15 protein-coding genes are annotated in these 17,991 nt (G+C 62.8%); 12 read left to right on the forward strand and 3 right to left on the reverse strand.

Translation table 11 applies throughout. From position 1 onward, the window contains the following. Positions 1–96: 96 nt before the first annotated feature. On the reverse strand, positions 97–1,002 hold the full coding sequence (locus O987_RS10930; RefSeq protein WP_003056349.1) for a LysR family transcriptional regulator: 906 nt from the start codon (positions 1,000–1,002) through the stop codon (positions 97–99). Positions 1,003–1,160: 158 nt separating this feature from the next. Here O987_RS10930 and O987_RS10935 point away from each other — a divergent pair, with 158 nt between their 5' ends. Beyond that, positions 1,161–3,146, forward strand: a complete 1,986-nt coding sequence (locus O987_RS10935) for an alkyl/aryl-sulfatase (protein WP_043372173.1) — start codon at positions 1,161–1,163, stop codon at positions 3,144–3,146. 81 nt (positions 3,147–3,227) lie between these two features. On the opposite strand, the gene O987_RS10940 is transcribed toward O987_RS10935, so the two are convergent. Next, positions 3,228–3,536: a c-type cytochrome gene (locus tag O987_RS10940; RefSeq protein WP_419177855.1), complete on the reverse strand. Its 309-nt coding sequence runs from the start codon at positions 3,534–3,536 to the stop codon at positions 3,228–3,230. A gap of 109 nt (positions 3,537–3,645) precedes the next feature. Here O987_RS10940 and O987_RS10945 point away from each other — a divergent pair, with 109 nt between their 5' ends. The 7 genes from O987_RS10945 to O987_RS10975 all read left to right on the forward strand — a co-directional run bounded on the left by O987_RS10945 (position 3,646) and on the right by O987_RS10975 (position 12,384). After that, positions 3,646–3,885 carry a TIGR04438 family Trp-rich protein gene (locus O987_RS10945; protein WP_003056345.1) on the forward strand — a complete coding sequence of 80 codons (240 nt, stop codon included), beginning with the start codon at positions 3,646–3,648 and terminating at the stop codon, positions 3,883–3,885. 140 nt (positions 3,886–4,025) lie between these two features. Next, positions 4,026–5,885, forward strand: coding sequence for a dihydroxy-acid dehydratase (ilvD, locus tag O987_RS10950; RefSeq protein WP_043372176.1), 1,860 nt, complete (start codon positions 4,026–4,028; stop codon positions 5,883–5,885). A gap of 116 nt (positions 5,886–6,001) precedes the next feature. Continuing rightward, positions 6,002–6,997, forward strand: a complete 996-nt coding sequence (locus O987_RS10955) for a Bug family tripartite tricarboxylate transporter substrate binding protein (RefSeq protein ID WP_043372178.1) — start codon at positions 6,002–6,004, stop codon at positions 6,995–6,997. Between the two features lie 144 nt (positions 6,998–7,141). Then, entirely contained in the window at positions 7,142–7,984 is an 843-nt protein-coding gene (gene lgt, locus O987_RS10960) for a prolipoprotein diacylglyceryl transferase (protein ID WP_003056339.1), read from the forward strand. Positions 7,985–8,139: 155 nt separating this feature from the next. Beyond that, the gene (locus O987_RS10965) at positions 8,140–9,555 is read left to right on the forward strand and encodes a malonyl-CoA decarboxylase (RefSeq protein ID WP_043372180.1); all 1,416 of its coding nucleotides are present in this window, start codon (positions 8,140–8,142) and stop codon (positions 9,553–9,555) included. A 112-nt stretch (positions 9,556–9,667) separates the two neighbouring features. Further along, a complete protein-coding gene (locus O987_RS10970; RefSeq protein WP_003056335.1) occupies positions 9,668–10,684 on the forward strand; it encodes a Bug family tripartite tricarboxylate transporter substrate binding protein in 1,017 nt (338 codons plus the stop codon). Between the two features lie 146 nt (positions 10,685–10,830). Further along, positions 10,831–12,384, forward strand: coding sequence for a malonate--CoA ligase (locus tag O987_RS10975; protein ID WP_003056333.1), 1,554 nt, complete (start codon positions 10,831–10,833; stop codon positions 12,382–12,384). Between the two features lie 303 nt (positions 12,385–12,687). Here O987_RS10975 and O987_RS10980 read toward each other — a convergent pair whose 3' ends face one another. Next, positions 12,688–13,131: a universal stress protein gene (locus tag O987_RS10980; protein ID WP_003056331.1), complete on the reverse strand. Its 444-nt coding sequence runs from the start codon at positions 13,129–13,131 to the stop codon at positions 12,688–12,690. A 189-nt stretch (positions 13,132–13,320) separates the two neighbouring features. Between O987_RS10980 and O987_RS10985 the strand changes: the two genes are divergently transcribed. The 4 genes from O987_RS10985 to ccoO all read left to right on the forward strand — a co-directional run bounded on the left by O987_RS10985 (position 13,321) and on the right by ccoO (position 17,991). Further along, the gene (locus O987_RS10985) at positions 13,321–15,702 is read left to right on the forward strand and encodes a heavy metal translocating P-type ATPase (RefSeq protein ID WP_043372183.1); all 2,382 of its coding nucleotides are present in this window, start codon (positions 13,321–13,323) and stop codon (positions 15,700–15,702) included. Further along, the gene (gene ccoS / locus O987_RS10990; protein ID WP_003056328.1) at positions 15,702–15,839 is read left to right on the forward strand and encodes a cbb3-type cytochrome oxidase assembly protein CcoS; all 138 of its coding nucleotides are present in this window, start codon (positions 15,702–15,704) and stop codon (positions 15,837–15,839) included. Before O987_RS10985 ends, ccoS begins: the two co-directional genes overlap by 1 nt. A gap of 63 nt (positions 15,840–15,902) precedes the next feature. Further along, a complete protein-coding gene (ccoN, locus tag O987_RS10995) occupies positions 15,903–17,339 on the forward strand; it encodes a cytochrome-c oxidase, cbb3-type subunit I (RefSeq protein ID WP_003056324.1) in 1,437 nt (478 codons plus the stop codon). Positions 17,340–17,358: 19 nt separating this feature from the next. Beyond that, the gene (gene ccoO, locus O987_RS11000; RefSeq protein WP_003056322.1) at positions 17,359–17,991 is read left to right on the forward strand and encodes a cytochrome-c oxidase, cbb3-type subunit II; all 633 of its coding nucleotides are present in this window, start codon (positions 17,359–17,361) and stop codon (positions 17,989–17,991) included.

Here is a 17,991-nt window from a genome sequence, read left to right on the forward strand (position 1 = left end):
CCAGAAAAGGCCCTCAGGGGCCTTTTTTTATGATCCCCAGGCTGTTCAAAGGCAAGAGGCGGCAACAAGCAGTGGGCTAGCGTGGGGCGTCACTTTTCATGCCTGTGCCGCCAGCTCGCAAACCTGCTGCACCAGCCACTGCGCCATGGGCGAAAGGCTGCGCCCGCGCTGCCAGACCACGCCATAGCTCGAAGTCATGGCCGGCACCTGTCGCACCCTCACGGCCTGTAGCTGTCCGCCTTGCAGCCAAGGACGCACCGCAGGTTCGATGGCGGCCAGCACGGTATCGGTGTGCAGCGTCAGCTGGATCAGGCTGTTGACATCGTCGCACTCCACCGCCAGCAGATTCTTGTCATGGCCCAGCTGCAGCTGGGCGCATAAGGCATCGCGCACGGGTTGGGGCAGACGCACGGCAGCCAGGCCATGGGCATGCAAATGGGCCAGCGTGAAATGGGTATGCGCGGACTGCAGCAGCGGATGGCCGCTGCGCACATACAGGCCGCCGGGCTGGGTGGGCAAGGCGCGTACCGTGCAGTCGCTGCCAGCGGGCAGCTCACGGGTTTCGGCCACGAAGAATTCGATCTCATCGTCCTTGAGGCGCTGCAGCAATTGCTGCCAGTTTCCCATGATGGCGCGCACATGTACTGCAGCAAAGGCTTTACGGGCCTGTTGCAGCAGAGGTGGCAGCAGGAACTGAGCCGGAAACGGGCCAAAGCCGCAGGCCGTGTCCCCCATCTGCCGATCTCGATAGAGCTGCACATCGCGCTGCAGATTGTGGCTTTGGCGCACCAGCTCACGGGCGCGCTCCAGTACAAACTGGCCAGCTGCCGTGGGACGAACCTCTCCCGCACCGCGCTCAAAGAGCTTCATCGCAAATTCCTCCTCCGCCGCCTGCACGCTGCGCGTCAGTGCGGGCTGGCTCAGATGCAGCTGCTCGGCTGCACGAGCGTAATTGGCCTTGTCGGCCAGCATGACCAGATGCTGCAGTCGGCGTATGTCCATGGTGATGAGTTCAATGCATTGAAATTTCTCAGACTATGCATTGGACGCAATGCATGGCGCTGCCCAGAATGTGACAGCAGCCTCGGCGGAGTTGAAGCCTTCTTGGGCTTTGACGTAGATCCATCAGGCGCTGACCGCTATAACAAAAGGAGACATGTATGGAATTTCGGCTCACCCCCAAAGCCGGTGCTACCGCATTGCTTGCCGCTGGCATGCTGGCTGGCTGCGCAGCACCTTCTGCCGATCCGCAAAACGCAGGTTCGCTGCAGGCAGGCCAGGTCAGCAGTGCCACGCGCGAGGTGCTGGCCACTTTTGCTCAAAGCCTGCCGCCTGATGCTGCTCAGGATCGCGAAGATGCGCAGCGAGGCCTGATTGCCAGACCCTCGGGCCAGGTCCGGGACGCCGGTGGTCGCTTGCTCAAGGACTTTGCCTCCTTTGATTTTGTGCAGGGCACCGCGCCCGACAGTGTCAACCCCAGCCTTTGGCGCCATGCCCGGCTCAATGCCCAGGCGGGGCTGTTCAAGGTCAGCGACGGTATCTACCAGCTGCGCGGCTTTGACATAGGCAACATCACCCTGGTCGAGGGAAAGACTGGCTGGATTGTGGTGGACACGCTGACCAGCCGCGAGATTGCAGCAGCCGCCATGGCATTTGCGCGCCAGCACTTGGGCAACAAGCCGGTGACGGCGCTGATCTTCACACACAGCCATGCAGATCATTTTGGCGGTGCATTGGGAGTCATCAGCGCCGCGGAAGTGGCGCGGCGCAATGTGCCCGTGGTGGCGCCTGCGGGCTTCATGAACGAGGCCACCAGCGAGAACTTGCTCGTGGGCACAGCAATGGCGCGGCGCGCCATCTACCAGTTCGGCACGCGGCTGCCGTTGTCGCCGACGGGCAATGTGGACACGGGCCTGGGCAAGAGCCTGGTCAGCGGCCATATGGGCATTCTGCCCCCCACGGTCAGTGTGGACAGGGCCGACCAGGAGATGATGCTGGACGGCGTGCGTTTCGTGTTTCACAACATGCCCGGGGCCGAGGCCCCTGCCGAGCTGACTTTCAGCATCCCGGAGCACAAGGCCTTTGGAGGGGCCGAGATTCTGGCGCAGACCATGCACAATCTGCTGCCCATACGCGGTGCCAAGGTGCGCGATGCCTTGCAGTGGTCTGCCTATCTGCAAAAGCTGCTGGAGCAGGCTGGCGATGCGGAGGTGCTGTTCAACCAGCACAACTGGCCGGTCTGGGGCAAGGCGCATATTGCCAGCTTCATCAGCCGTCAGCGCGATCTCTACCAGTTCATGCATGATCAGACTGTGCGCCTTATCAACCAGGGGCTGCAGCCTGCCGAGATTGCCGAGCAGATCAAGCTGCCGTCGTCGCTGGCGGCTTTCTGGGGCGGACGTGGCTACTACGGCGATCTGCGTCATAACGTCAAAGCCATCTATCAGTTCTACCTCGGCAATTACGATGGCAACCCAGCCAATCTGGATCCGCTGCCGCCCAAGCTCAAGGCGCAGAAATATGTGGCGGCGCTGGGTGGCACAGCCAAGGTGCTGGAGCAAGGCAGTGCAGCGGCCGAGCAGGGCGACTATCGTTGGGCCGTGGAGCTGCTGCAGCAACTGGTGTTTGCCGAGCCGGACAACGCGGTGGCGAAAGAGCTGCTGGCCCGCTGCCATGAGCAGCTGGGCTATCGCGCCGAGTCTGCCACCTGGCGCAACAGCTATCTGACGGCGGCGCTGGAGTTGCGCCAGGGTGTGGCGCCCATGTCCAGGGATGTATCGGCCATGGCCGAGATGACGACGCAGATTCCGACCGAGCGTTTTCTCGAAGTGCTGGCCACACGGCTGGACGCAGTCAAGGCCGCAGACAGGCGCTTTGTAATGAATCTGGCGCTGGATGATGTGGGCGAGCGCTATGTGATCTGGCTTGAAAACGCGGTGCTGCATTTCCGCAAGGCGCCAGCCCAGGATGGCGCGGATGTGTCGCTGAGCCTCACCCGACCCACATTCCTGAAGCTTTTGTCCGGAGCTGCCAAGGAAGGGCAAGCGCCAGCAGCCATGAAAATCGAGGGTGACCGTGCTGCGCTGGGGGCATTCCTGAAGCTGTTTGATGCCAGCCGTCCCGACTTCCCCATCGTCACCCGGTAGGGCGGTAGCCTGAAAACAAAAAACCGCATGGCTGGCATGCGGTTTTTTTGTTGGCAGCTTGCACTGCGTGGGAGTGGCAGATTACTTCTGCGTCAGAATCCAGGCCACCAGCTTCTTGGCATCGGCTTCATTCACCTGGGGGTTGGCGGGCATGGGCACGGGGCCCCAGACGCCGGAGCCGCCCTTGATGACCTTGGCAGCGAGCTTGTCGGTGGCATCCTTTTGGCCGGCATACTTGGCAGCCACTTCCTTGAAGGCGGGACCGACCAGCTTCTTGTCCACGGCGTGGCAGGCCATGCAGTTCTTGGACTGCGCCAGAGCCTGGTCGGCCATTGCAGGAGCCACAACCGCGGCAGAAAGAGCGAAAGCGATCACAAATTGCTTCATCATGAGTTCCAGGAGGCAGGGTTAAGGTTGATCTTTTGGCCCATTGTAGTGCTTGCTTTGTGTACTCTTTAGTGCACGCTATGTTGGGAAAAATGAACAAAAGTGAGGGAATATGTATCTGCTAGGACTCGCCATCGTGTTGTCGCTGCTCAAGCTCGCGGAGATCGGACCTGTGGGTGCCTGGAGCTGGTGGCCGATTCTGGCTGTGTATGGCGCGGCCGCCGCCTGGTGGGCCTGGGCCGACGCGTCGGGCTACACCAAGCGCAAGGCCATGGAGAAGATGGACCAGCGTAAGAAAGAGCGCATCGATCGCCAGAAGCAGGCCATGGCACCCGGTCAGCGACGTCGCTGAGCAGCGAACAAGGCATCGCGATTGACGATGCCCCACCGAGGTTTTGCCTGACAGCGCGCCATGGGCTAGGCATCGCCGTGCGGCGGCGCTGGGCCATAATCCGGAGAATCCTTTCCCGATAACGTCCTATAGCGAACCCCATGCCCGCATACCGTTCCAAAACCTCCACCGGCGGCCGCAACATGGCCGGTGCGCGCGCCCTGTGGCGTGCCACCGGCATGAAAGATGGCGATTTCGACAAGCCCATCATTGCGATTGCCAACTCCTTCACCCAGTTCGTGCCCGGCCATGTGCACCTGAAGGACCTGGGGCAACTGGTCGCGCGTGAGATCGAAAAGGCCGGCGGCGTGGCCAAGGAGTTCAACACCATCGCCGTGGACGATGGCATCGCCATGGGTCATGACGGCATGTTGTATTCGCTGCCCAGCCGCGACCTGATCGCCGACTCGGTCGAGTACATGGTCAATGCCCATTGCGCCGACGCGCTGGTGTGCATCTCCAACTGCGACAAGATCACCCCCGGCATGCTGATGGCCGCGATGCGCCTGAACATTCCTGTGATCTTTGTCTCCGGCGGCCCCATGGAAGCCGGCAAGACCAAGCTGGCCAACCCCGAAACCAAGACCATCGAGTTCAAGAAGCTGGACCTGGTGGACGCCATGGTGATCGCGGCCGACCAGCGCTATTCCGATGCGGAAGTGGCCGAGGTGGAGCGCTCCGCCTGCCCGACCTGCGGTTCCTGCTCGGGCATGTTCACTGCCAATTCGATGAACTGCCTGACCGAGGCCCTGGGCCTGTCACTGCCGGGCAACGGCACCGTGGTGGCCACGCATGCCGACCGTGAGGAGCTGTTCCTGCGCGCCGGCCGCCGCATCGTCGAGCTGGCGCGCGACTACTACGAGAACGACAACGAGAGCGTGCTGCCGCGCTCCGTGGGCTTCAAGGCGTTCGAGAACTGCATCACGCTGGACATCGCCATGGGCGGATCCACCAATACCATCCTGCACCTGCTGGCCATCGCCCAGGAAGCAGGCATCGATTTCACCATGGCCGACATCGACCGCCTCTCGCGCGTCGTGCCCCAGCTGTGCAAGGTGGCGCCCAACACGCCCAAGTACCACATCGAAGACGTGCACCGCGCCGGCGGCATCATGGCCATCCTGGGTGAGCTGGACCGCGCCGGCAAGCTGCACACCGATGTGCCCACGGTGCACGCCAAGACCATGAAGGATGCGCTGGAGCAGTGGGACATCATGCGCACGCAGGACGAGGCTGTGCGCCACTTCTACATGGCCGGTCCGGCCGGCATTCCCACGCAGGTGGCGTTCAGCCAGAACACCCGCTGGCCCAGCCTGGACCTGGATCGCGCCGAAGGCTGCATCCGCAGCTACGAGCACGCTTTCAGCAAGGAAGGCGGCCTGGCCGTGCTGCGCGGCAACATCGCGCTGGACGGCTGCGTGGTGAAGTCCGCAGGCGTGGACGAGTCGATTCTGGTGTTCGAAGGTCCGGCCCATGTGGTCGAGTCCCAGGACGAGGCCGTGGCCAACATCCTGGCCGACAAGGTCAAGGCTGGCGATGTGGTCATCGTGCGCTACGAAGGCCCCAAGGGAGGCCCCGGCATGCAGGAAATGCTCTACCCCACCAGCTACATCAAGTCCAAGGGTCTGGGCAAAGCCTGTGCGCTGCTGACGGACGGCCGCTTCTCGGGCGGTACCTCCGGCCTGTCCATCGGCCACTGCTCGCCCGAGGCGGCCGCCGGCGGCGCGATTGGCCTGGTGCAGAACGGTGACATCATCCGCATCGACATTCCCAACCGCAGCATCAACATGCTGGTCAGTGACGAAGAGCTGGCACGTCGCCGTGAAGCGCAGAATGCCAAGGGCTGGAAGCCTGCCCAGGCCCGTCCGCGCAAGGTCTCGGCAGCCCTCAAGGCCTATGCCAAGCTGGTGACCAGCGCCGACACCGGCGCCGTGCGCGATCTGTCGCTGCTCGACGACTAAGTTACGTTTGTTTCGTCATTTCGTCAGCGCGGGCCTTGCCTGCTGACGGACAATCCCACAGCCGCCCGACGCAAGTCGCGCGGCTGTTTTTATTGTCTTGCCAGAAAGTGATCTCCATGTCTTTCGCTGTCCGCCCCTCCTTCTTGTTGAAGACAGCAGGGCTGCTGGCCTTGCTGGGGGCATTGACGGCGCAGGCGGCAGAAGGGCGTTATCCGCAGCGTCCCGTGCGTCTGGTGGTTCCTTTCACGCCCGGAGGCTCCACCGATATCGTGGCGCGCCTGGTTGCCGATGCCATGCACCAGACTCTGGGTCAGCCCGTGGTGGTCGACAACCGCTCCGGCGCCAGCGGCTTCATCGGTGCCGAGGCCGTGGCCCATGCCGCGCCTGACGGCTACACGATAGGCCTGGGCACCATCAGCACGCTGGTGGTCAATCCCATCATGCTGCCCCAGTCGGCACGCATAGATCCTGCCAAGGCCCTGGTGCCGGTGGTCGCACTGGCGTCCATTCCGTCGGTGTTCTCCGTGCATCCGAATATGGGCGTGCAGAACTATGCCCAGTTCCTCACTCTTGCGCGCAGCAAGCCGGGCCAGTTCAATATCGGCTCGGCCGGAATCGGCTCCATAGGTCATCTGATTGCCGAGCGCCTCAATGCCGATCTCAAGCTCAAGCTGCACCACATTCCCTACAAGGGACAGGGGCCGGTGATCAGCGGCGCATTGTCGGGCGAGACCCAGGTGCTCAGCGATCAGTACCCCTCGTCGGCTCCGCATCTGGCTGCGGGCCGCCTGGTTCCGTTCGCCGTGGCCGCACAGGAGCGCCTGCCGGCCCTGCCGCAGGTGCCCACGTTCAGGGAGCTGGGTCATTCCGCGCTCAACGATCTGGCCATCACCTGGTTCGGCATCGTTGCTCCGGCCGGCACGCCACAGGCCGTGGTGAGCCGGCTCAACAGCGCTGCCAATGCGGCTCTGCAGGAGCCGGCCGTGCAGGAGCGTCTGCAGGCCATGGGCGTGCATGTCCTGGGCGGCACGGCGCAGCGCCTGGGGACCATGATGGAGGAGACGGCCAAGGCCGTGCGCGAACAGGGCCTGGCGGCGGACAGGCCGCATTGAGGTTGGGGAGAGTGCTGCCTGTGCCGGATGCCGCTGTCATCCAGGCCGGGTTTGGCGTCGCCGAGGTCTCTGAATCGGCGAATAAGGCCTGGCAGCGTTTTCGGGGCATGCAGTTTTGCAGAAACGTCATCGGCCTGCGGCACAATGCCTGACATGCTGATGTATCCGCACATTGATCCTGTAGCCGTGCAGATTGGCCCTTTGGCCGTGCACTGGTATGGCATAACCTATCTGGTGGCCTTCGGTCTGTTCCTGTTTCTAGGCACGCGCCGACTGCACCACCCTCCATTCAAATACATGACGGGCGAGCGTGCCTGGGCGCGCAAGGATGTGGAGGACATTCTCTTTCTCGGCGTGCTCGGCGTGGTCGTGGGCGGGCGCATCGGCTATTGCCTGTTCTACAAGCCCGGCTACTACCTCTCGCATCCGCTGGAGATTCTTGCCGTCTGGCAGGGTGGCATGAGCTTTCACGGCGGCCTGCTGGGCGTCATCGGCTCCATGATCTGGTTTGCGCGCTCGCGCAAGCGCAACTGGCTGGAAGTCGCGGATTTCGTTGCGCCCTGCGTTCCCACGGGCCTGGCTGCGGGCCGTATCGGCAATTTCATCAACGGCGAGCTCTGGGGGCGTTTTGCCAGTGCCGATCTGCCCTGGGCCATGGTGTTCCCGCAAAGCGGCTCCATGCTGCCGCGTCACCCCTCGCAGATCTATCAGTTTCTGATGGAAGGACTGCTGCTGTTCATCATTCTGTGGCTGTATGCGCGCAAGGAACGCAAGCCCGGCCAGGTCGCGGCGGTCTTTCTGATCGGCTATGGCGCCTTCCGTTTCATTGCCGAGTACTTCCGCGAGCCCGATGACTTCCTGGGCATTCTGTCGCTGGGCATGAGCATGGGCCAGTGGCTGTGCCTGCCCATGATCGTGGCCGGTGTGTTCATGTGGGTGTGGTGCGGCAAGCGCCAGGCCTACGTGGTTCAGCGGACGGCGGCCTGATGGTCAAACCCTGGAAAACGCAGACTTCGGTCTGCGTTTTTTTTGCGGCACTATATGTGGCATGAAAACTGCACATAATGGCTCAAAGCGTTACTGCAATTGCGGTATCTGCTTCTTCAATGAGAGCATGATGGTGCAGGAACAAGGAGATGCTTATGGGTTGGGCAGCCGAGTGGATTGAGCAAACCAAGCTGTGGGTGCGTGGCGCCGAGGGCGAGAAGGGCGACGGCCAGCATCGACCGCTGGCGCAACGCCTGGAGGCCACCTTGCGCCGCGGGCGGGAGGCGCTGTCGCCGCGCGAGCTGCGCCGCTTGCTGCAGGACATGCAGCAGGTGGCCGATACCGCGCTCAGCGACGTGGAGGGCGGTCGTCACGCTCAGGTGCTGATGGACTGGTATGGCAAGGCCGAGGCGCCCGTGCGCAAGGACTTCTGGCTGCTGGCGATCGAAAAGTTCGGCCCCGATGCCAAGGCCCTGCAGGCGGCGCGCGAGCGCTATGACAAGGCGGGCAGCGATGTGGAGCGCAGCGAGGCCGAGATGAGCCTGCGCCGCGCCCTGGTTTCATCGCGCACGCGGCTGCTGCAGCGTTTTGCCCAGCCCAAGGGAGGCATGGGCTTTCTGGTCGACATGCGCGCCGAGCTGCTGGCCTTGCCCAAGGCGGAGCAGCACTATGTGGCGCTGGATGCCGAGCTGGAGCATCTGTTCTCCAGCTGGTTCGATGTGGCATTGCTGGAGCTCAAAAGCCTGAACTGGGATTCGCCGGCATCGCTGCTGGAGAAGCTGATCCAGTACGAGGCCGTGCACGATATCCGCAGCTGGGCCGATCTCAAGAATCGCCTCGACAGCGACCGTCGCTGCTATGGCTTCTTTCACCCGCGCATGCCCAATGTGCCGCTGATCTTTGTGGAGGTGGCACTACTGGACAAGATGGCGGGCAGCATGGCGCCGCTGCTGGACGAGGCCGCAGCGGCAGCCGATCTGGCCAAGGCCAATACCGCCATCTTCTATTCCATCAGCAACACCCAGACCGGACTCAAGGGCGTGAGCTTTGGCGATTCGCTGATCAAGCATGTGGTGGAGACGCTCACGCAAGAGTTCCCCAAGCTCAAGCAGTTCGCCACGCTGTCGCCCATTCCGGGACTGCGCAGCTGGCTGAGCAAGAACGGCGATGCGGCACTGGCGGAGCTGGACGACAAACAGAAGGCAGCCCTGGAGAAAGTCGCCGGAGGAGTGAGCGCTGCGCAATTGCTGGCTGCGCTGGACGATCCAGGTTCGCTGCCGGAGAAATCGGTGGTGCGTCAGGCCGCCATGTTTTGCGCTGCGCGCTATCTGGGTCGGGAAACTGCCAAGGGCCGTCCGCTGGATGCCGTGGCACGCTTTCACCTTGGCAACGGTGCGCGCGTGGAGCGCCTGAACTGGGCGGCAGACCTGTCGTCCAAGGGACTCAAGCAATCCATGGGGCTGATGGTCAACTATCTGTATGACCTGAAGCGCCTGGACAAGCACCGCAGCCTGTTGGCGCAGAGCAAGATTCCCGTTTCCTCGGAGATCGAATCGCTGTGCAAGGGATGAGTGCATCGCGACCCGCGCTGCGCACAGCCTGAGCCGGCTTTTGCTGCTGCGTCTCCCAACCACAAGTCCGGCTGCAGCCGAGCTGCTGACTGGACGAGCAGAGGAGACATACATGCGGGATTCTTGGGCAAAGAGCGTGGGTTTGCAGCGGCGCACGCTGCTTCGGTCGACAGGGGCGCTGCTGGCCGCCGGAGCATCGGGCTGGACGGGAATGGCCGGTGCATCGGAATGGCCGACCAGGCCGGTCACCCTGATCGTGCCTTTTCCTGCCGGCGGCGGTACCGACACCTTTGCCAGGCCGTTTTCTGCACAGTTCGCCAAGACCTCGGGCAAGACCCTGGTGATAGACAACCGCGGCGGCGCAGGCGGCACGCTGGGCGCCAGTATTGCGGCCAAGTCCGCCGCCGACGGCTACAACTTCTTCATGGGCGGCACCCATCATGTGATTGCGCCCTCGGTCTATCCCAAGCTCGATTACGACCTGGAGCGCGACTTCATCCCGCTGGCGCTGCTGGCCAGCGTGCCACAGGTCGTGGTGGTCAATCCCAAGAAGGTGACGCATGCCACCTTGCAGGCACTGGTGCAGGACTTGCGCTCCAACCCCGGCAAATACAACTATGCCTCCGCAGGGCCGGGGTCCTCGCACCATCTGGCGGGTGAGCTGTTCAAGCTGCAGACCAAGACCCAGATCACCCATATTCCCTACAAGGGCGCGGGACCGGCGCTGCAGGACCTGATCGCCGGCAATGTGGACATGCTGTTCGACGGCCTGGGCTCGTCGGCCCAGCACATCAAGGGTGGCCGCATCAAGGCGCTGATGGTGGCCGGCACAAAGCGCAACCCTGCCTTTCCCGATGTGCCCTGCGCGGCCGAGTGCGGCCTGCCGGACTTCACCGTCACCACCTGGTATGGGCTGTGGGCGCCCAAGGGCACGCCAGCCGCCGTGCAGCAGCAGATGCTGGACGAGGTGCGCAAGATCGGTGCCGCCGAGGACATCAAGGCGGCCTGGGCCAAGAATGGCGCCGACTACGGGCAGCTGAGCCAGCCGCAGTTTGCCGCCATGGTGCAAAGCGAGATCCAGCGCTGGGCGCATGTGGTCAAGGCGGCCAATGTGAAGATCGATTCCTGACCCCGCCGCCAAGCGGAGCGGCCTTTGCCGGGCGCCCGTTTTGACGGGCGCATCTTTTCAGTGCCTGCTCCCGCCGGGCAGGCCGGGGCCGGGCCTATGATGGCCCCGGACCTTTTGCATTCACCGACAGCATCACGATCACCGACATGTCTCAAGCCAATCTTTTCAGCGCGCTGCGCGCTGCGTTTCCTGCGGATCTGACGAAAAATGCCGTGGAGGCCATCGAGCCCGATGGCTCCAGCCTCTACTACACCTGGGCCGATCTGGAGCATGGCAGTGCACGCATGGCCAATCTGCTGGCCTCGCTGGATCTGCCCGAGGGCAGCCGCATCGCGGTGCAGGTGGAAAAGTCGGTCGAAGCCATGATGCTCTACCTGGCCACGCTGCGCAGCGGCCATGTGTTCCTGCCGCTGAACACGGCCTACCAGAGCGCAGAGATGGAGTACTTCATCACCAATGCCGAGCCGGCCGTGGTGGTCTGCGCACCCGGCAGTTTCGGCTGGGTGTCCAAGATTGCGTTCAACCACGGTGTGGGCCATGTCTACACCCTGGGCACCGACCGCACGGGCAGCCTGCTGGAGCGCGCGGCCCACCATAGCGACGAGCACCAGGTCGTGCCGCGCCGCACCGACGATCTGGCGGCGATTCTCTACACCAGCGGCACCACGGGGCGCAGCAAGGGCGCCATGCTCAGCCACGGCAATCTGCTGAGCAATGCGGCCACGCTCAAGGTCTACTGGGGCTGGCAGGATGGCGATGTGCTGATTCATGCGCTGCCCATCTTCCATGTGCATGGCCTGTTTGTGGCCATTCACGGGGCCTTGCTCAACGGCAGTCCCATGATCTGGTTTTCCCGCTTCGAGCCCGAGGCCGTCATGGCGCGCTTCAAGGATGCGACCGTCTTCATGGGCGTGCCGACCCTGTATGTGCGGATGCTGGCCGACGCTCGGCTGGACCGCGACATGGCCGCGCACATGCGTCTCTTCATCTCGGGTTCGGCCCCCATGCTGATCGAGACCTTCCGCGCCTGGAAGACACGTACCGGCCACACCATCCTGGAGCGCTACGGCATGAGCGAGACCATCATGCTGACCTCCAACCCCTATCAGGCCGATGCGCGCTACGGCAACGAGGCCGAGCGCCGCGGCGCAACCGTGGGTTTCCCGCTGCCGGGTGTGGGCGTGCGCATTCATGGCGACGACGGCAAGGCCCTGCCCGCAGGCGAGATCGGCAATATCGAAGTCCAGGGTCCCAATGTCTTCAAGGGCTACTGGCGCATGCCGGAGAAGACCGCCGAGGAGTTCACGGCCGACGGCTGGTTCAAGACCGGCGACGTAGGCATGCAGGATGCGCGCGGCTATTTCAGCATCGTCGGGCGCAGCAAGGACTTGATCATCTCGGGCGGCTACAACGTCTATCCGGCCGAGGTGGAGGGCTTCATCAACGATCTGGCCGGCGTGGACGAAAGCGCCCTGGTGGGCGTGCCGCACCCGGATTTTGGCGAGGTGGGCGTTGCCGTCATCGTGCCGCGCAAGGGCGCGCAGCTGGACGGGCAGCAGATTCTGGAGTTGCTCAAGGCCAGGCTGGCCAATTTCAAGGTGCCCAAGCGTTGCTATGTGGTGGACAGCTTGCCGCGCAACACCATGGGCAAGGTCCAGAAGAAGCTGCTGCGCGACCAGTATCAGCAAGAGTTCTCCTGAACCCGGCCGCAGCCCGGCGGCTCCAGCCGGGCGGCAGGCGTTGGTTTTTGGCTGCACTATTGGCCACATTCCAGGCGCTTGTCTTTTGACTTGACTCCTGAAAAGTGAGCTGTTTTCGCAGTCTGGCAGGCACATTCAGTATTGAATCGGCCTAAAAATAAAGCAGCTTGTGCGCAAGCTGCTTTTAATTTGGGAGTGAAAAAACGGCCGCCTCCGGGCGGCCTGTCTCATTGCATATCAGAGGCACCTGGCAAGGCGCCGTCCTCTCAAGGCGAAGCCGCGAGGCGGCTCAGCTGAAGTCCATCAGCGCAGCACCAGCACGGGCACGGGCGAGTGCGTCAGCACATGCTGGGTTTCGCTGCCCAGCAGCAGGCGCTGCAGACCCTTGCGGCCATGCGATGCCATGACGATCAGGTCGCAGTCGTGCTTCTTGGCCGCTTCCACAATGGATTCGGCTACCAGATCGGAGTGGGCGATTTCGGTGGTGACATTGACCTTGCGCTCATGGCCGAAGGCTTTGACGCCGTTCAGCAGGGTCTGGGCCTGGCTGGTCCACTGCTCTTCGATGCGCTTGGCTTCCTTGATGTCCAGCAAATCGCTGCCTTCCAGATAGCTGCGCGGATAGTGCGACACAACCTTGAGCGCAATCACGCTGGCGCCGCACAAAGCGGCCAGATCCAGGCCTGCATGCACAGCCTTGTCCGAGAGTTCAGTGCCATCAGTAGCAATCAAAATGCGGTTGTACATAGCTTTCTCCTTCAGGTTGTATGCGTTGTGGATACAAGCATATGTCGATTGGGCAGTTAACAGTTGATTAATGTCAAGGTGGGTATCATCTGCCGTAGTTACGCTTGAAACATGTCCCAACACACTACTGTCCAGCCTTCCGCGGCAGAGCGTGCTGTTGCTGACACCGGTTTCCTGAACTCGTCCCAGATGCACAGCCATCTGCTGGACGATCCGCAAGAATGGAGCTCGTTTGGCCGTCCCGCAGGCCAGAGTTCCAAGGCTCCAATCTCCGAGAACGCGACCGAATCCCCGGTGTGGGATTCCTTTGTGGTTTTGGAGGGCATGCACTGTGCTGCATGTGCGCTGACCATCGAGGAGGCGCTGCGAGCCGTCCCCGGAGTGCAGGCCGCCGAAGTCAGTGCCGCAACGCGTCGAGCCCGCGTCGAATGGCGTCCTGCCCAGGTGCTTCCATCGCAATGGATGGACGCCATCACGCGTGCCGGCTATCGGGCCCTGCCCGCGCGCGATGCGTTTGCGCGCGAGCTGCGCCAGGCCGAGACGCGCCGTGCCCTGTGGCGCTGGCTGGTGGCCGGCCTGTGCATGATGCAGGTGATGATGTATGCATGGCCTGCCTACACGGCGCGTCCCGGCGATCTGTCGCTGGAGATGGAGACCTTGCTGCGCTGGGCTTCCTGGGTGATTTCTTTGCCCGTGGTGCTGTTTTGCTGCGGCCCCTTCTTCAAGAGCGCGCTCAAGGACATCAGCCAGCGCCGCGTGAGCATGGATCTGCCCGTGGCCATAGGCATGCTGATCACCTTTGTCATCAGCACGCTGGGCACTTTTGATCCCTCCGGTCCCTTTGGTCAGGAAGTCTTCTTCGACTCGCTGACCATGTTTGTGTTTTTCCTGCTCACGGGGCGCTGGCTGGAGCTGCGCCTGCGTGACCGCACGGCCGGTGCATTGGAAGCCGTGATGAACCGTCTGCCGGATTCGGTGCTGCGTCAGCAGCCTGAATCGGGCGAGTTCGAGCGTGTGGCCACACGTCGACTGTGCGCGGGCGATGTGGTGCGTGTGCTCACGGGCGAGGCTTTCCCCGCAGACGGCCGGATCCTGCGCGGTACTACCCATGCCGATGAGGCTCTTCTGACCGGCGAATCGACTCCTGTTCTGCGTGCACAGGGCGATGCAGTCACCGCCGGCAGCTACAACCTGGACAGTGTGGTCGATGTGCGCGTGGATAGCGTGGGGGAGGGCACCCGCTTTGCGCAGATCGTGAATCTGATGGAAAGCGCTTCGCTGCAAAAGCCCACCCTGGCCCAGCTGGCTGACAGGGTGGCTCGTCCTTTCCTTGTCGTGGTGCTGCTGGCGGCGCTGGCTGCGGCCATCTGGTGGTGGCCTGCCGACCCGGGCAAGGCCATGATGGTGGCCGTGGCCGTGCTCATCGTCACCTGCCCCTGCGCGCTTTCACTGGCCACGCCCGTGGCCATGCTGACGGCGGCTGGCACCCTGGCGCGCAGCGGCGTGCTGGTGCGCAATCTGCAGGGGCTGGAGGCGCTGGCCGCCGTGGATACGCTGGTGTTCGACAAGACCGGAACGCTGACGCGCGATGGTCTGGTGCTGCGCGCGCTGACACCCGCTGAAGGTCAAAACACTGATGACCTGCTGGCGCTGGCCGCCTTGCTGGCGCGTCAGTCCATGCATCCCGCTTCCAGGGCCCTGGCGCAGGCGGCCGAGGTGGTCGAACTGCCTGCCAGCGCATGGCTGCTGGACTCCATCCAGGAAGTTGCCGGCAGCGGCCTCGATGTCTGGGTGCAGGCGCGCAGCAATACCGCTTTGCGCCGCCATCTTCGTCTGGGCTCGGCCGCGCATTGCGGCGTGCCCGAGCTGGCACCGCATGAGCCGGGTCAGAGCGTGATGCTGGCCGAGGAGTCGCAAATTGGCTGGCTGCCCCTGGCGCAGTTCCACCTGAGCGAGGACCTGCGTCCCGAAGCGGCCCAGGTCATTGCCGATCTCAGGCGCCATGGCGTCAGCGTGCAACTGCTCTCGGGAGACCGCTCGGCAGCGGTGCAGACGGTGGCTGCCAGGCTGGGGATCGAGACTGCGCAGGGCGATTGCCAACCGCAGGACAAGCTGGCCGCCCTGCAGGCCGCACAGGTGGCGGGGCACAAGGTCGCCATGGTTGGCGACGGCCTGAATGACGGGCCAGTTTTAGCCGGAGCGCATGTCTCTTTTGCGTTTGGCAATGCAGTGCCGCTGGCACAATCACGAGCAGACTTCGTGGTACTGGGAGACAGCCTGGAGTTAGTGCTGCAAAGCCTGTTGCTGGCCCGGCGGACCTTGTCCGTGGTGCGCCAGAACCTGAGCTGGGCAGCAGCCTATAACGCGATCTCTATTCCTCTGGCCCTGATGGGCTGGATGCCTGCCTGGCTGGCAGGGCTCGGCATGGCGCTGAGCTCCTTGCTGGTCGTCGCCAACGCAGCCCGTCTTGCACGTGCGTTGCCGCTGCAGGTTGCTGATAGCAACGCGTCCGCCTCTGCGCATCTTGCGTCGCGGGGCGCCGTCATGCCACTGATTCAAGGAGGCCGTTGATGGACATTCTGTATGTGCTGATTCCGCTGTCGGTAGTTCTGGTCATGGCCATTGTGGCCGCCTTGTGGTGGGCCGTTTACCGTGGCCAGTTCGAGAGCGTGGAACAGGAAGGCGAGCGCATTCTTCGCGACGATTGATGTGGCTCAACGAGCCCAATGAGAAACCAGTGAACACTTTGCAAGAAATCTAAGAGGTGCCCGATGGAAGCAACACATAACAATGCTGTCTATTACGACGACACCGTCGTAAGACAGTTCTCTATCATGGCCGTGGTATGGGGGGTGGTAGGTATGGCAGTAGGCGTGTTTATCGCGTCACAGCTGGCCTGGCCGGAACTCAACTTCGGCATTCCCTGGCTGAGCTACGGACGTCTGCGTCCGCTGCATACCAATGCCGTGATCTTTGCCTTTGGTGGCTCGGCCTTGTTTGCCACCAGCTACTACGTGGTGCAACGCACCTGCCAGACCAAACTGTTCATGCCCAAGCTGGCCAGCCTGACCTTCTGGGCCTGGCAACTGGTCATCGTGGCTGCGGCCATCAGCCTGCCCCTGGGATACACCCAGGGCAAGGAATATGCCGAGCTGGAATGGCCCATCGATCTGTTGATCACCGTGACCTGGGTGTCCTATGCCATCGTGTTCTTCGGCACCATCGGCATCCGCAAGGTCAAGCACATCTATGTGGCCAACTGGTTCTTCGGTGCCTTCATCCTGGCCGTGGCCTTGCTGCACGTGGTCAACAACGTCTCCATTCCGGCAGGCTGGATGAAGAGCTACTCGGCCTATGCCGGCGTGCAGGACGCCATGGTCCAGTGGTGGTACGGCCATAACGCCGTGGGCTTCTTCCTGACCGCAGGCTTCCTGGGCATGATGTACTACTTCATCCCCAAGCAGGCCGGTCGCCCCGTCTACTCGTATCGCCTGTCGATCGTGCACTTCTGGGCACTGATCTTCACCTATATGTGGGCCGGTCCTCACCACCTGCACTACACCGCGCTGCCCGACTGGGCCCAGTCGCTGGGCATGGTGTTCTCGCTGATCCTGCTGGCTCCCAGCTGGGGCGGCATGATCAACGGCATCATGACGCTGTCGGGTGCCTGGCACAAGCTGCGTGACGACCCCATCCTGCGCTTCCTGATCGTGTCCCTGTCGTTCTACGGCATGTCCACCTTCGAAGGCCCGATGATGGCCATCAAGACCGTCAACGCACTGAGCCACTACACCGACTGGACCGTGGGCCACGTGCACTCCGGTGCTCTGGGCTGGGTGGGTCTGATCACCATGGGTTCTCTGTACTACCTGATTCCCCGTCTCTTCGGCCGCGAAAAAATGCACTCCGTGCCCGCGATCGAGCTGCACTTCTGGATGGCCACCATCGGTATCGTGCTGTACATCGCCGCGATGTGGATTGCCGGTGTGATGCAGGGCCTGATGTGGCGCGCCATCAACCCCGACGGCACGCTGACCTACACCTTCGTCGAAAGCGTGAAGGCGACCTATCCCTTCTACGTGATTCGCGTGACCGGCGGTCTGCTGTATCTGGGCGGCATGCTGGTGATGGCATGGAATACCTGGAAGACCGCAATGGCCGGCCGTTCCGTCAAGGTGGCAGTGCCTGCCGTGGTGGCTCACGCCTGAGCATTGAGGAGCAAAAGCAATGTCTGAACAAAATAACGCAGTTCCCAAGAGCTCCATGCACGAGAAGATCGAGACCAGCAACTTTTTGCTGATCGCGCTGACGCTGTTCGTGCTGACCATCGGTGGCCTGGTCGAAATCGTGCCGCTGTTCTTCCAGAAGTCCACGACCGAAGCCGTGGCGGGTCTCAAGCCCTACACACCGCTGCAACTGATGGGTCGTGACGTCTATCTGCGCGAAGGCTGCTACAACTGCCACTCGCAGATGATCCGCCCCTTCCGCGCCGAGACCATGCGCTACGGTCACTACTCGGTGGCCGGCGAGTTCGTCTACGACCACCCCTTCCAGTGGGGCTCCAAGCGTACTGGCCCCGATCTGCACCGTGTGGGCGGCAAGTACAGCGACGAATGGCATCGCATTCACCTGAACAACCCGCGTGATGTGGTGCCCGAGTCCAATATGCCTGCCTACCCCTGGCTGGAAGCCACCAAGGTGGACGACTCTGCCGTGGCAACGCGCATGAGCGCCTTGCGCAAGGTGGGTGTGCCGTATACCGATGCGGAGATCGCCGGGGCTCAGGCCGAAGTCAAGGACAAGACCGAGATGGAGGCCGTGATCTCCTATCTGCAGGTTCTGGGTCGCGCCGTCAAGTAA

The organism is Comamonas testosteroni TK102, from assembly GCF_000739375.1.
GTDB classification, from domain to species: domain Bacteria; phylum Pseudomonadota; class Gammaproteobacteria; order Burkholderiales; family Burkholderiaceae_C; genus Comamonas; species Comamonas brasiliensis.